This is a genomic window from Kitasatospora sp. NPDC093679 (genome assembly GCF_040683455.1).
Lineage (GTDB): Bacteria > Actinomycetota > Actinomycetes > Streptomycetales > Streptomycetaceae > Kitasatospora > Kitasatospora arboriphila.
Genome location: NZ_JBFBDW010000040.1, coordinates 1 through 14,110, shown reverse-complemented (window position 1 = coordinate 14,110; position 14,110 = coordinate 1). Strand labels below are relative to the sequence as shown.

Sequence of the window (14,110 nt, the reverse complement as noted above, 5' to 3'; positions counted from 1 at the left end):
CCCCCTCCCACCACCTCCCCAACGCAAGGAGCACGACGCGATGAGCCGCAAGATCGCCTTCATCGGCCTCGGCATCATGGGCAGCCCGATGGCCGCCAACCTGGTCAGGGCCGGCCACCACGTCACCGGCTACAACCTCACCCAGCCGCAGATCGACGCCCTGGTCGCCGCCGGCGGCCACGGCGCCACCAGCATCGCCGACGCGGTGAAGGACGCCGAGGTCGTCATCACCATGGTCCCGGCCGACCCGCAGGTCGAGCAGGTGATCCTGGGCGAGGGCGGTGTCCTGGAGAACGCGCAGCCGGGCACCCTGGTGATCGACATGTCCTCGATCACCCCGCAGACCTCCATCAAGGTCGAGGCCGCGGCCAAGGAGCGCGGCGTGCGCACCCTGGACGCCCCGGTCTCCGGCGGCGAGGCCGGCGCGGTCGAGGCCGTCCTGTCGATCATGGTCGGCGGCGCGGCGGAGGACTTCGCCGAGGCCAAGCCGCTGTTCGACGCCCTCGGCACCACGGTGATCCACGTCGGCCCGGCCGGCGCCGGCCAGACGGTGAAGGCCGCCAACCAGCTGATCGTGGCCGTCAACATCCAGGTCCTCGCCGAGGCCGTGGTCTTCCTGGAGAACGCCGGCGTCGACCTGCAGGCCGCGCTGGAGGTGCTCGGCGGCGGCCTGGCCGGCTCCACCGTGCTCAACCGCAAGCGGGCGAACATGCTGAACCGCGAGTTCGCCCCCGGCTTCCGGATCGACCTGCACCACAAGGACATGGGCATCGTCACCGACGCCGCCCGCGCCGTCGGCGCCGCCCTGCCGGTCGGTGCCGTGGTGGCCCAGCTGGTCGCCTCCGCCCGCGCCAACGGCGACGGCTCGCTCGACCACTCCGCCCTGCTGCGCGGCGTCGAGCGGCTCTCCGGCCGGACGGTCTGACCCGGCCCGTCCCCCCGACTCCTCCTGGCGGCGTGTACCTGTCCGGTCGTGCCCGCGCCGCCAGGAGGCAGCATCCCGACCGGCAGCGGGCCGCGGCCCTGCCCGCCCCCTGCCGGTCGTCCCAGGCCGGCGGCGCGCCACCCTCCCGGTAGGCACTTCGGTCGTGCCCGTGCGCGCCGCCCCGGCCCCCTCTCCTGCCGAGGGGAGCCCCTCGAACGTCGGAAGCGGGACGAGGGGAACGGCGGAGAGGGGGCCCACCACGCCCCCGGGTGGGCGGCACCTGCGCAACCCCCGCCCACCTGGGTAGTGCCAGTACGTAGACGTTCCCGTAGAAAGGCCACCACCATGCCCGCCACCCCCGCTCAGGGTCATGTGGTCGTCGCGCCCGACAAGTTCAAGGGCTCCCTGGAGGGCGCCGAGGTCGCCGCCCGGATCGCCGCAGGCGTCCGCCGCGCCGCCCCCGGCACCGAGGTCCGGGAGCTCCCGGTCGCCGACGGCGGCGAGGGCACCCTGGCGGCCGCCCTCGCGGCCGGCTTCGAGCGGGTCGCGGTCAAGGTGGCGGGCCCGACCGGTCTGCCGGTGGACGCGGCGATCGCCGTCCGCGGCGACACCGCCGTGGTCGAGCTGGCGCAGGCCTCCGGCCTCGCCCGGCTCCCCGGCGGCCGCACCGCCCCGCTGGCGGCCGGCTCCTACGGGGTCGGCCAGCTGATCGCCCGGGCCGTCTCGCTCGGCGCCGCGCGGATCGTGCTCGGCCTCGGCGGCAGTGCCTGCACCGACGGCGGCGCGGGCATGGTCCAGGCGCTCGGCGTCGGCCTGTACGACGCGGACGGCGGCGAGCTGCCGCCGGGCGGCGCGGCCCTGCGCCGGCTCGCCCGGATCGACCTCGGACCGCTGGCCGACCCGCTCTCCGGGGTGGACGTGGTGGTCGCCTGCGACGTCGACAACCCGCTGCTCGGGCCGCGCGGCGCCACCGCCGTGTACGGCCCGCAGAAGGGCGCGGACGGCGACGACCTGGTGGTCCTGGAGGAAGGTCTGACCGTCTGGGCGGACGCCGTCCGGGCGGTCACCGGCCGGGACGTCCGCGACGCCCCCGGCGCCGGGGCGGCAGGAGGGGTCGGCTTCGCCGCCCTGGCCCTGCTCGGCGCCACCATGCGGCCCGGGATCGAGCTCCTCCTCGATCTCCTGGGCTTCGACGAGGCAGTGCGTGGGGCGCGCCTCGTCGTCACCGGTGAGGGATGCCTGGACGCGCAGACGCTCCACGGCAAGGCCCCCGCCGGCGTCGCCGCGGCGGCCACCCGGGCGGGGGTTCGGGTGGCCGCCGTGGCCGGACGGCTGGAACTGTCGGAGCCGGAGTGGCGGGCGGCGGGCTTCGCCGCGGCCGTGGCGCTCACCGACCTGGCCGAGCGGCCGGGCGAGAGCATGACCAGGGCCGGCGAACTCGCCGAGACCGCGGGGGAGCGGCTGGCCGCCGAACTGCTCGGCCGGTAGCCCGCAGCCCCTTGTGGATTCCTACATTGACGTTTTGTTGAAGGCGGGCCTAGGCTCCGAGCACTCGCCGCCGTCCGGCACCCGACGGCGGCCCAACTCCCCTGCGCGCCTTCGGCACTCCCCACTCGTACCCTCGTTTCGGAGGTCCCGATGCCCCTCAGCGACACGTCGTCCACCCCGGCCGTGATCCGCTCCCGCCGGGTCGTCCTGCCGGACGGCGAGCGCCCGGCCGACGTCCTCGTCCAGGACGGGCGGATCGCCCAGGTCGCCGCGCACGGCTCGCTGCTCGCGGGGGACCGCCACCTGACCGACCTCGGCGACACCGCCCTGCTGCCCGGCCTGGTCGACACCCACGTGCACGTCAACGAGCCCGGCCGCACCGAGTGGGAGGGCTTCGCCACGGCCACCCGGGCGGCCGCCGCCGGCGGTGTCACCACGATCGTCGACATGCCGCTGAACTCCGTCCCGCCGACCACCACGCCCGCCGGGCTGGAGGCCAAGCGGAAGACCGCCGAGGGCCAGGCCTGGGTCGACCTCGGCTTCTGGGGCGGCGCGGTGCCCGGCAACACCGGCGACCTGGCGGCGCTGCACGAGGCCGGCGTCTTCGGCTTCAAGAGCTTCCTCGCCCCGTCCGGCGTGGACGAGTTCCCGCACCTGGCCACCCAGGAGGACCTGGAGTCCGCGCTCGCCGAGCAGGCCCGGCTCGGCGCGCTCGCGATCATCCACGCCGAGGACCCGGCCGTCCTCGACGCCGCCCCGCAGCAGCCCGGCGTGCACTACCGCGACTTCCTGGCCTCCCGGCCCGACGACGCCGAGGCCGCCGCCGTCGCCCGGCTGCTCGACACCGCCCGCCGCACCGGTACCCGGGTGCACATCCTGCACGTCTCCTCGGCCGCCGTGCTGCCGCTGCTGCGGCAGGCCCGGGAGGACGGCGTGCAGGTGACGGCCGAGACCTGCCCGCACTACCTCACCCTCACCGCGGAGGAGGTGCCGGACGGCGACACCGCCTTCAAGTGCTGCCCGCCGATCCGCTCCGAGTCCAACCGGGACGCCCTCTGGGCGGCCCTCGCGGCCGGCGAGTTCGCCGCAGTCGTCTCCGACCACTCGCCGTCCACCCCGGACCTGAAGCTGCTCCGGCGCTACGGCGGCAGCGGCGACTTCGCCGCGGCCTGGGGCGGCATCGCCTCCCTGCAGGTCGGCCTGCCCGCGGTCTGGACGGAGGCCCGCCGTCGCGGCCACACCCTCGCGGACGTCGTCCGCTGGATGGCCTCCGGCCCGGCAGCCCTGGTCGGCCTCACCGGCACCAAGGGCGCCATCGCCCCCGGGTACGACGCCGACCTCGTCGCCTTCGACCCGGACGCCGACTTCGCGGTGCACGCCGAGCAGCTGCACCACCGCAACCCCGTCACCCCGTACGCCGGCCGCACCCTCACCGGCGCGGTGCGCACCACCTGGCTCCGCGGCCGGGCGGTCGACACCGCCGGCGAGCCGTTCGGCCGGCAGATCACCCGTCCTTGAGGAGAGTCGAGTTGAGCACCGAGAAGACCGCGGCCGCGCCCTTCACCGAGCTGGTCGACCTGGCCTCCCGCCGGCTGGGCGCCGGTGTCGTCGCCACCAACGAGGACACCTTCGCCGACGCGGAGAACCTGCTGGTCGCCCGGCCCGCCGAGTTCCGGCCGCACACCTTCGGTCACAAGGGCCAGATCATGGACGGCTGGGAGTCCCGCCGCCGCCGCGGCGCCTCGGCCGACCAGCCGCACCCGACCGACGAGGACCACGACTGGGCGATCGTCCGGCTCGGCGCGGCGGGCGTGATCCGCGGCGTGGTCGTCGACACCGCGCACTTCACCGGCAACTACCCGGAGACCGCCTCCGTCCAGGCCGCCTCCGTACCCGGCCACCCCTCGCCCGCCGAGGTCGAGGCCGCCGAGTGGACGGACCTGGTGCCGCGCACCCCGCTGAAGGGCGACACCGCGCACGAGTTCGCGGTCGACGACGGCACCCGCTGGACGCACGTCCGGCTCAACATCTGGCCCGACGGCGGCGTCGCCCGGCTGCGGGTGCACGGCGAGGTGCTGCCCGACCCGCGCGAGCTCGACGGCCTCACCTTCGACCTCGCCGCGCAGGAGACCGGCGGCGTCGCCGAGGCCGCCTCGGACCGCTACTTCTCCTCCCCGCACAACCTGAACGCTCCCGGCCGCGCCACCGTCATGGGCGAGGGCTGGGAGACCCGGCGTCGGCGCGACAAGGCCAACGACTGGGTCCGGATCGCCCTGGCCGGGGGCGGCGAGGTCCTGGCCGCCGAGGTGGACACCACCCACTTCGTCGCCAACGCCCCCGGCTGGGCCGACCTGGTGGGCTACGACGCCTCCGCCGGCGGCGACCCCGCCACCGACACGGCCGGCTGGTTCCCGCTGCTGCCCCGCACCCGGCTGCAGCCCGACACCCGGCACCGCTTCCGGTTCGACACCGGCCGCACCGCCACCCACGTGAAGATCAACGTCTACCCCGACGGCGGCCTCGCCCGGCTCCGGCTCACCGGCCGTCTGACCGAGGCCGGCCGCGCCGCCCTCGCCCTGCGCTGGTTCGACGCGCTGCCCGCCGCCGAGGCCGAGTCCGCCCTCGCCGCGGCCGGCCTGACCGCCGACGAGGCCGCCGGGCTGACCGCCGCCCGGCCGCTCCGGGACGCCGCCGCGGCCGGTGCCGCCGCAGCCGCCCTCGCCCCGGCCGACGGCCCGGACGGCGAGCACACCTCCCGCCGCCGCGCCGCCCTCTGGCGCCTCCTCGGCGTCTGACCCCAGACCCCCCTGCACCGCACCGCTGCTACTGAAGGACCCTCATGCCGAAGACCCTGACCACCGAGTCCGGCGCGCCCGTCGCCGACAACCAGAACTCCGCCTCGGCCGGCGAGTACGGCCCGCTGCTGATCCAGGACCAGCAGCTGCTGGAGAAGCTCGCCCGGTTCAACCGCGAGCGCATCCCGGAGCGCGTGGTGCACGCCCGAGGCTCCGGCGCCTACGGCTACTTCGAGGTCACCGACGAGGTCTCGCAGTACACCCGGGCGGACTTCCTGTCGGCCGTCGGCAAGCGCACCGACGTCTTCCTGCGCTTCTCCACGGTGGCCGGCAACCTGGGCGCCAGCGACGCGGTCCGCGACCCCCGCGGCTTCGCGCTGAAGTTCTACACCGCCGACGGCAACTACGACCTGGTCGGCAACAACACCCCGGTGTTCTTCATCAAGGACCCGATCAAGTTCCCCGACTTCATCCACTCGCAGAAGCGCGACCCGTACACCGGCGTCACCGAGGCCGAGAACGTCTGGGACTTCTGGGCGCACGCCCCCGAGGCCACCCACCAGATCACCTGGCTGTTCGGCGACCGCGGCATCCCGGCCTCCTACCGCCACATGAACGGCTACGGCTCGCACACCTACCAGTGGGTCAACGAGCAGGGCGACGCCTACTGGGTGAAGTACCACTTCAAGACCAACCAGGGCATCCGCTCGCTGGACGGCTCGCAGGCCGCCGAGGTGGTCGGCGGCGACGCCGACAGCCACCAGCGCGACCTCCACCAGGCCATCGAGCGCGGCGTCTTCCCGTCCTGGACGCTGTACGTCCAGCTGATGCCGGTCGCCGAGGCCGCCACCTACCGCTTCAACCCCTTCGACCTCACCAAGGTGTGGCCGCACGCCGACTACCCGCTGGTCAAGGTCGGCCGCCTGGTGCTCAACAAGAACCCGGAGAACGTCTTCGCCGAGGTCGAGCAGGCCGCCTTCTCGCCGAACAACTTCGTGCCCGGCATCGGCCCGTCCCCGGACAAGATGCTCCAGGGCCGCCTGTTCGCCTACGCCGACGCCCAGCGCTACCGCCTCGGCGTCAACCACACCCAGCTGCCGGTGAACGCCCCGCGCGCCACCGAGGCGAACAACTACGGCCGCGACGGCCTGGGCGCCCTCAACACGGCCGGCCGTGCCAAGAACTACGAGCCGAACTCCTTCGACGGCCCGGCGCAGACCGGCGACGCGCTCGCCGCCCCCGTCCGGCTGGAGGGCCACACCGGCACCTACACCACCCCGGCCCACACCAAGGACGACGACTTCTTCCAGGCCGGCGAGCTCTACCGGCTGATGTCCGACGGCGAGAAGGACCGCCTGATCGCCAACCTGGCCGGCTTCCTCGCCCAGGTGAGCCGCGAGGACATCGTGGAGAAGAACCTCGCCCACTTCCACGCGGCCGACGAGGAGTACGGCAGCCGTCTGGAGGCCGCGGTGAAGAAGCTCCGCGCCGGCGACGACGCCTGACCGGACACCCCGACCGGGCCCCTCCCCCCTGGGCAGTGGGGGAGGGGCCCTTCGCCTTACCACAAGAACCCCCGGAATCTGACGGGCGCTCACGAACCGTGCCGCATCCGGTCGTACGGGCGGCCATGGCGGCCCCTCCGCGGCTAGGCTGGAGGTGCGCGGCCGCGCCGCGCACTCGCGCGAGCGGAAGGGGACGCCCATGCCGGCACCGAGCCGGGGCCGCCGGACCGGCCCCGCCCACGGCCGCCCGAACCCGAACCCGTACGGGCCGCTGCACCGCGCACTGCGCCTGCTGGAGGCCGTCGACCGGCACCCGCACGGCGTCGACACCGCCCGGCTGGCCCGCGAACTCGGCGTCCAGGCCGCGGCGGTGCAGGAACTGGCCGAGACCCTGGAGTGCGAGGGCTACCTGCTCTTCGACGACGGCGTCTGGCTGCTCGGCGGCGCGCTCACCGTGCTCGGCCAGCAGAACCGCGAACAGCTCGTCCGGGCCCGGCTGCACCGGCGGCTCGCCGACCTGCGGGACGAACTCGGCGCCGCCGTCTACTTCACGCGCTACCACGACGGCGAACTGAGCGTGGAGGCCGTCTCCGCCACCGACCACGCCCCGGCCGTCCAGGAGTGGGTGGACTTCCGGGCGACGGCCCACGCCAGCGCCATGGGCAAGTGCCTGCTCGGCCAGCTCGACCACAACGGCCGCCGCGACCACCTCGCCCGCCACCCCGTCGCCCGGCTCACCTCCCGCACCATCACCGACACCGAGCAGCTGCTGCACCGCCTGGACCGGCAGCCCGCCACCGTCCCCGTGCTCGACCTCCAGGAGTACGCGCTGGGCACCGTCTGCGCGGCCGTCCCCGTCACCGCCGGCGCCACCGTCGGCTGCCTGGCCACCTCCCTGCCCGCCACCGAGACCCACCGCCTGCGCGCAGCCGCCGAACTCCTCTCGCTGCGCGCAGCCCCGCTGATGCTCGCCATGGCGGTGTAGCCGGGGCGTGCGGCGCCTCCCCGCCGCGGGCAGGACGCCGTTGCGGCCCGACACCGACGTGTTCGTCGGCCGCCTCGCGGCGCCGTTCTTCCTGGTCGTGCTCGGCATCGGCGCCGAGCCGGCCGGGTGGGCGGCGGAACGCGTCCGGCTCCGGACGACGGCTCGCTGGACGACCACGCCCTGCTGATGACCCGGCCGGCGGTCGAGTCCTTCCTGGCGGCGCTCCGGGCGGTGCTCCGTCCGCCGGTGCCCGTGCCGGACTGAGCCGCACCTCCACCGTCCGGGCGAGGGGCGTGGTGGACGCGAAACTTATTAGACTCAATGTCGATAAGACCCTTGCCGGGCCTGCTACCCGCGAGTACGTTGCCAGGGTCGAAGCCGCCACTGCAGGCCAGGAGGCTCACCCATGCCCAGCACCACCCCGCCGCCGCGCATCCACGACAACCTCGTCCTGGAACCCCGCGACGTGCAGTTCGACTGGTCCAGCCTGCCGCTGCACTGGATCCCCGACGAGCCGTTCGCCACCCACACCATCAACGTGCTGCACCTCCTCCTCCCGGAGGGCGAGCGCTGGTTCGTCCGGGTCTTCTCGGACGCCCTGCCGATGATCACCGACGACCGGCTCCGCGAGGAGGTCCTCGGCTTCATCGGCCAGGAGGCCATCCACGCCGAAGCCCACCAGGAAGTCCTCGACCACCTGCTCGGCCAGGGCCTCGACCCCCGCCCCTACATCCGCCAGATCGGCTGGCTCTTCCACCGCGTCCTCGGCGACAAGCCCGGGCTGACGGGCCGCCGGCGCCGGGAGAACATCATCGAACGGGTCGCCTTCGTCGCCGCGATCGAGCACTTCACCGCCTTCCTCGGCAACTGGGCCCTCAACTCGCCCGGCCTCGACCGCGCCCGGGCCGACCCCACCATGCTCGACCTGCTGCGCTGGCACGGCGCCGAAGAGGTCGAGCACCGCAGCGTCGCCTACGATCTGCTCGTCCACCTCGACCCCGGCTACCTGCGGCGGATGCGGGGGATGCTCGTCTCCGGGCCGCTGCTGGTGCACCTGTGGGTGCGGGGCGTCCGGTTCCTGCTCGCCGCCGACCCCGAACTCCGCGGCCGGATCCGGCCGACCTGGCGGGAGGCGCAGGTGCAGGCCCGCCGCGGACTGCTGCCCGACCCGAAGGCGATGGCCCGCTCCGCCGCCCGCTACTTCAAGCCCGGCTACCACCCCACCCAGGAGGGCTCCTCCAGCCAGGCCCTCGGCTACCTCGCCACCTCCCCGGCCGCCCGCGCAGCCGCCACCCACTGAGGGCGCCACCCCCCTCGGGGGGACGCAGGCAACCAACCAGGGGCGCGGGGAACTGCGCAATTCGGATGCGGCCACTGCACAAACCGGGGGCGGCCCGAGTCTGTTCGGACAGCCACCCCCGGACTGTGCAGTTCTCCCCCGGCCTTCGGCCGGGAGGTGCCCCCACGCGCCCCTGGGGTGATGCCTCCCCCCGTCCGATTCCGACCTGCCACGGAGCCGCCACCGATGGATCTCGTCACTCCGCCGCCCGACCTGTACGGCCGTCCCCGGGACGACCGGTTCATGCGGTGGCTCACCGCGTTCGGCGACCGCTACAGTCCGGCGCTCGGCAGCCCAGGGCTGCGCCGCAGTCCCCGCAGACCGGCCCCCGCCCCCGTCCCGCCGCTGCGCCTGGTGGTCACCGGCCACCGCACGGTCGCCGAGGACGTCGTCGCCGTCCACCTCGCCGAGCCCTCGGGCGGCCCGCTGCCGTCCTGGCAGCCCGGTGCCCGTCTGCTCCTCACCCTGCCGTCGGGCCGTCAGCGGCACTACTCGCTCTGCGGGGATCCCGCGGACCGGCACCGCTACCGGATCGCGGTGCGCCGGGCCGCCGACGGCGGCGGCGGGTCCGTGGAGCTGCACGACGAGGTCGCGGTCGGCAGCCGACTGGCCGCCGCCCGCCCGCGCAACGGCTTCGCCTTCTGCGCGGAGCCCGCGGTGCTGCTGCTGGCCGGCGGGATCGGCATCACCCCGCTGCTGCCGATGGCCCGTCAGGCGCGGTCGCTCGGCCTGGACTGGCGGCTGGTGCACACCGGCAGGACGGCCGCGGCGCTGCCGTTCACCGAGGAACTGCGCGCCCTCGACCCGGCCCGGGTGGAGATCCGCACCGACGACCGCGACGGCGTCCCGGACGCCGCCGAGCTGCTCGCCCGGGCCCCGCGCGGCGCGGCCGTCTACTGCTGCGGCCCGGCGCCGATGCTGGCCGCCGTCCAGCGGGCGTTCGACGCCTCGCCGGCCCGCGCCCTGCACTTCGAGCGGTTCGGTGCGGCGCCGGTCTCCGGCGGGCATCCGTTCACCGTCCGGCTCGGCGCCGGCGGTCCCGAACTCGCCGTCCCCGCGGACCGTTCCGCCCTGGACGTGGCCCGCGAGCTCCGTCCCGACCTGCCGTACTCCTGCAAGCAGGGGTTCTGCGGCACCTGCCGGGTGCGGGTGCTGGACGGCACGCCCGAGCACCGTGACCGCCGGCTGACCCCGGCCGAGCGGGCGGGCGGCGCCCTGCTGCCCTGCGTCTCCCGCGCGGCCGAGGGCGAGACCCTCGTCCTGGACCTCTGAGGAGCCCGCACATGACCTTCCCGTACGACGAGCGCGACCTCGCCAGGTTCCGCGAGACGCAGCAACTCGCCTACCACTGCGCGGAGCAGGTCGCCGCCTGGATCGAACCCGGCGTCACCGAGCGGCAGGCCACCGCGCAGCTGCGCCGCTGCCTGGAGCGGGCCGGGGTGCAGGACTACTTCCACGTGCCGTTCGCCTGGTTCGGCGACCGCACGGCCTTCCGGCACTTCCGCACCCCGCTGCAGTTCTTCGCCGGGAGCCGCCGGCTGGAGGAGGGCATGCCGTACGTGCTGGACTGCGCGCCGGTGGTGGACGGCTACACCGCGGACATCGGCTACGGCGGCAAGGTCGGCGAGAACCCGGTCTGGGACCGCCTCGCCGCCGACCTGAAGGTCTACCGGGAGCTGATCCTCGCCGAGGTCAGGGCCCGCAAGCCGCTGAACGAGGTGTACGCGGCGGTGGACGCCCAGCTCGCCGTGCACGGCTACGACAACCGGCACCGGGTCTACCCCGGCCGGGTGATCGGCCACCGGGTCACCCGGACGACCGCCCGCGGCCCGGCCGGCGTCACCCTCTTCGGCTTCGGCGTGCGTACACTCCAGACGCTCGGCCGGGAGCTGATCGGCGAGCGGCTGCACGGCCGCTCCCCATTGTGGGCGGACGGCCGGTCGTCCCGGCACGCCCCCACCCCGGGCCTGTGGGCGGTCGAGCCGCACATCGGCTTCCGGGACGTGGGCATCAAGTTCGAGGAACTGCTCGTCGTCACGGACGACGACGCGTTCTGGCTCGACGACGACCTGCCGCACGTGCGGCGCCGGACGCTCCAGGAGGAGGCCGCATGACCATCCGCCGCCGCACCGTCCACTCCGGCGGGCTGCCGCTGGCCGTGTACGAGCAGGGCGACCCGGCCCGGCCGACCGTCCTGCTGGTGCACGGCTACCCGGACACCCACGCGGTCTGGGACGACGTCGCCGCCGACCTCGCCACCGACCACCACGTGGTCCGCTACGACGTCCGCGGCGCCGGCGGCTCCGGTGTGCCCGCCGCCCGGGACGGCTACCGGCTGGAGCACCTCGGCGCCGACCTGTTCGCCGTCGCCGACGCCGTCAGCCCGGACGAGCCGGTGCACGTGGTCGCCCACGACTGGGGTTCCATCCAGTCCTGGGAGGCCGTCACCGAGCCCGGCGCACACCGGCGGATCGCCTCCTACACCACCGTCTCCGGGCCGTCGCTCGACCACATCGGCCACTGGATCAGGCACCGGATGCGCCGCCCCACCCCGCGGCACCTGCGCCAGCTGCTCGTCCAGGGCGTGCACTCCTGGTACATCACGGCCTTCCAACTGCCCTACCTGGCACCGGCCGTCTGGCGGCTCTTCCTGGCCCGCGCCTGGCCGACGGTGCTGCACCGGATGGAGGCCGTCACCCCGCGGGCCGGCCACCCGCAGCCGACCCTCGGCCGGGACGCCGTCCGCGGGATCGAGCTGTACCGGGCCAACTTCCGTCCGGTGCTGCGCAGTCCGCGGGAACGGCCGACCGAGGTGCCCGTCCAGCTGATCACCCTGGAGCGGGACCGCTACGTCTCCACCTTCCTCTCCGAGGGCCTGGAGCGCTGGGTGCCGCACCTGACCCGCCGCACCCTGGACGCCGGCCACTGGTCCGCGCTGCTGGAGAAGGGCGGCACGGTGGCCCGGTTCGTCCGCGAGCACGTGGCCCGGGTCGCCGCCGGGCACGTCCAGGGCCCGCCGGTGAGCGGCCGGCTCGCGGTGGTCACCGGCGGCGGCAGCGGCATCGGCCGGGCCACCGCCCTGGCCTTCGCCGAGCAGGGGGACCGGGTGGTGGTCTGCGACCTCGACCTCGCCGCCGCCGAACGCACCGCCGACCTCTGCGGCCTGGTCGGCCCGCGGGCGCACGCCCACCGGGTGGACGTCTCCGACGGCGAGGCCGTCGACGCCTTCGCCCGGCAGGTCGCCGCCGATCACGGCGTGCCCGACGTGGTGGTCAACAACGCCGGGATCGGCCACGCCGGCACCTTCCTGCAGACCACCGAGAAGGAGTGGCAGCGCGTCCTGGACGTCAACCTCTGGGGCGTCATCCACGGCTGCCGCGCCTTCGGCGCCCTGATGGTGGCCCGCGGCGAAGGCGGACACATCGTCAACCTGGCCTCGGCGGCGGCCTACCTGCCGGCGAAGTCGCTGGCCGCGTACGCCACCAGCAAGGCCGGGGTGCTCATGCTCTCCGACTGCCTGCGGGCCGAACTCGCCCCGCACGGGATCGGCGTCTCCGCGATCTGCCCGGGCATCGTGGCGACCAACATCACCAGCACCACCACCTTCTCCGGCACCGACCCGGACGAGCAGGCCGCCAAGCGGGCCAAGGCCACCAAGGCGTACGCCCGCCGGGGCTTCCCGCCCGAGAAGGTCGCCGCGGAGATCCTCCGCGCCGTCCGCACCGGCAAGCCGGTCGTCCCGGTCACCTTCGAGGCCAAGGCCGCCCGCCTCCTCGGCCGCCTCAGCCCGGCCCTGCTGCGCCGCCTCGCCCGCCTCGACATCGGCTGACGGCCTCGGGAGGTTGCCATGACGCGCACGGTGATAGACGTGGACGACGAGCTGCTGGCCGAAGCCGCGGAGATCTTCGGCACCACCACGAAGGTGGCCACCGTGAACGCCGCGCTCGCCGATGCGATCAAGCGTCGGAAGCGGGAGTCCTTCCTGAACTGGTTGGCCGAAGGCGGCCTGCCGGACCTCACCGGGCCGGTGGAGGGTGATTCGGAGCACCGGGCGGCATGACGGAACGCTTTCTGATCGACACCTCCGCCCTCGCCCGATTTCCCGAGCAGGCCGTCCGCAGGGCGGTGGAACCGCTCCACAACGCAGGCCTGCTGGCCGTCTGCGCGGCGGTCGAGCTGGAGGTCCTGCGCAGCGCCCGGTCGAAGGCCGAGGCCGAGCGCATCCGCGACGAGATGCGCGGCTTCGACCGGCTGCCGACGACCGACGAGGTCTGGGACCGGGCGCTGGACGTCCAGGTGCTCCTGGTCGGTGCGGGCAACCGACGGGCGGTGTCGACGGCCGACCTGGTGATCGCCGCGACGGCGGAGCGCCACGGCGTCACCGTGCTGCACTATGACGGCGACTACGACATGATCGCCCAGGTCACCGGCCAGCCGACGCGGTGGGTGGTCCCCGCCGGTGAGGCCGATTGACCTCCGGCCGGGTCAGGACTGGGCGGTGAGGCGGGCGAGGCCGGTCTGGAGTTCCTGGGCGGTGAGGCAGGGGACCACCTCGACGTCGGCGCCCATCTCCGTCCAGAGCGGTTCGACGAGGGGGATCAGGGCGGCCTCGTCGGCGACGTCCACCACCATGGTGAAGCCGCGGCGGCCGTGCAGCGGGTAGAAGTAGGCGGCCTCGGGCTTGAGGATGTTGAGCATCTGCTCCACCGACTCCGGCATCTTCCCCGCGGCGACCACGGCGTTGGAGCGTTCGGTGTCGATCGAGGCCTGGACGAGCATGCGCATGGCGGTGGTCCCTTCGGTACGGAGGACGACCGGCCGGCCGTTCGGACCTCGCCGGGTGGGGGTCGGTCCTCAGGTCTCCAGCGTCGCGCCGCGGACGCTGCCCCGCACCCGGACCGCCCGGCCCGTGCTCAGGCGGCGTGCGGCCGCGGTCGGTGCTTCGGCTCCGGCTCCGGTGCGACCGCCGTCAGGTCGTGGTGGATGGGGCCGTCGCCGGTGGAGAGGGGCAGGCAGCTGCCGCCGCGGCGGTGGGCGACGATCTCGGCGGCGACGGAGACGGCGGTCTCCTCG

Annotated in this window: 14 protein-coding genes; 13 read left to right on the top strand and 1 reads right to left on the bottom strand. The window is 74.6% G+C overall.

Annotated features, from left to right (window positions below; translation table 11 throughout):
- Positions 1-40: 40 nt before the first annotated feature.
- The 13 genes from AB0O09_RS27270 (at position 41) to AB0O09_RS27210 (ending at position 13,510) form a co-directional block, all read left to right on the top strand.
- Complete coding sequence (locus tag AB0O09_RS27270; RefSeq protein WP_363545640.1) at positions 41-925, top strand: 2-hydroxy-3-oxopropionate reductase; 885 nt, start codon at positions 41-43, stop codon at positions 923-925.
- Positions 926-1,270: 345 nt separating this feature from the next.
- A complete protein-coding gene (locus tag AB0O09_RS27265; RefSeq protein WP_363545637.1) occupies positions 1,271-2,413 on the top strand; it encodes a glycerate kinase in 1,143 nt (380 codons plus the stop codon).
- 150 nt (positions 2,414-2,563) lie between these two features.
- The gene (gene allB / locus AB0O09_RS27260) at positions 2,564-3,931 is read left to right on the top strand and encodes an allantoinase AllB (RefSeq protein ID WP_363545634.1); all 1,368 of its coding nucleotides are present in this window, start codon (positions 2,564-2,566) and stop codon (positions 3,929-3,931) included.
- Positions 3,932-3,942: 11 nt separating this feature from the next.
- On the top strand, positions 3,943-5,208 hold the full coding sequence (alc, locus tag AB0O09_RS27255; RefSeq protein WP_363545631.1) for an allantoicase: 1,266 nt from the start codon (positions 3,943-3,945) through the stop codon (positions 5,206-5,208).
- A gap of 44 nt (positions 5,209-5,252) precedes the next feature.
- Positions 5,253-6,713: a catalase gene (locus AB0O09_RS27250; protein WP_363545628.1), complete on the top strand. Its 1,461-nt coding sequence runs from the start codon at positions 5,253-5,255 to the stop codon at positions 6,711-6,713.
- Between the two features lie 199 nt (positions 6,714-6,912).
- Positions 6,913-7,698: an IclR family transcriptional regulator C-terminal domain-containing protein gene (locus tag AB0O09_RS27245; protein ID WP_344627563.1), complete on the top strand. Its 786-nt coding sequence runs from the start codon at positions 6,913-6,915 to the stop codon at positions 7,696-7,698.
- 40 nt (positions 7,699-7,738) lie between these two features.
- On the top strand, positions 7,739-7,885 hold the full coding sequence (locus AB0O09_RS27240; RefSeq protein ID WP_363545625.1) for a hypothetical protein: 147 nt from the start codon (positions 7,739-7,741) through the stop codon (positions 7,883-7,885).
- Positions 7,886-8,104: 219 nt separating this feature from the next.
- Positions 8,105-8,998 (top strand): metal-dependent hydrolase, encoded by an 894-nt coding sequence (locus AB0O09_RS27235; protein WP_363545623.1) that lies wholly within the window; start codon positions 8,105-8,107, stop codon positions 8,996-8,998.
- A 225-nt stretch (positions 8,999-9,223) separates the two neighbouring features.
- Positions 9,224-10,309, top strand: coding sequence for a PDR/VanB family oxidoreductase (locus tag AB0O09_RS27230; RefSeq protein ID WP_363545620.1), 1,086 nt, complete (start codon positions 9,224-9,226; stop codon positions 10,307-10,309).
- Positions 10,310-10,320: 11 nt separating this feature from the next.
- On the top strand, positions 10,321-11,151 hold the full coding sequence (locus AB0O09_RS27225; protein ID WP_363545617.1) for a M24 family metallopeptidase: 831 nt from the start codon (positions 10,321-10,323) through the stop codon (positions 11,149-11,151).
- Positions 11,148-12,866: an SDR family oxidoreductase gene (locus AB0O09_RS27220; protein WP_363545614.1), complete on the top strand. Its 1,719-nt coding sequence runs from the start codon at positions 11,148-11,150 to the stop codon at positions 12,864-12,866. The genes AB0O09_RS27225 and AB0O09_RS27220 overlap by 4 nt, the downstream gene beginning before the upstream one ends.
- An 18-nt stretch (positions 12,867-12,884) precedes the next feature.
- Positions 12,885-13,097 (top strand): type II toxin-antitoxin system VapB family antitoxin, encoded by a 213-nt coding sequence (locus AB0O09_RS27215; protein WP_263102707.1) that lies wholly within the window; start codon positions 12,885-12,887, stop codon positions 13,095-13,097.
- Positions 13,094-13,510 carry a PIN domain nuclease gene (locus AB0O09_RS27210; protein ID WP_363545611.1) on the top strand — a complete coding sequence of 139 codons (417 nt, stop codon included), beginning with the start codon at positions 13,094-13,096 and terminating at the stop codon, positions 13,508-13,510. The genes AB0O09_RS27215 and AB0O09_RS27210 overlap by 4 nt, the downstream gene beginning before the upstream one ends.
- Positions 13,511-13,522: 12 nt before the next feature.
- Here AB0O09_RS27210 and AB0O09_RS27205 read toward each other — a convergent pair whose 3' ends face one another.
- Positions 13,523-13,822 (bottom strand): hypothetical protein, encoded by a 300-nt coding sequence (locus AB0O09_RS27205; RefSeq protein ID WP_363545608.1) that lies wholly within the window; start codon positions 13,820-13,822, stop codon positions 13,523-13,525.
- Between the last annotated feature and the right edge of the window lie 288 nt (positions 13,823-14,110).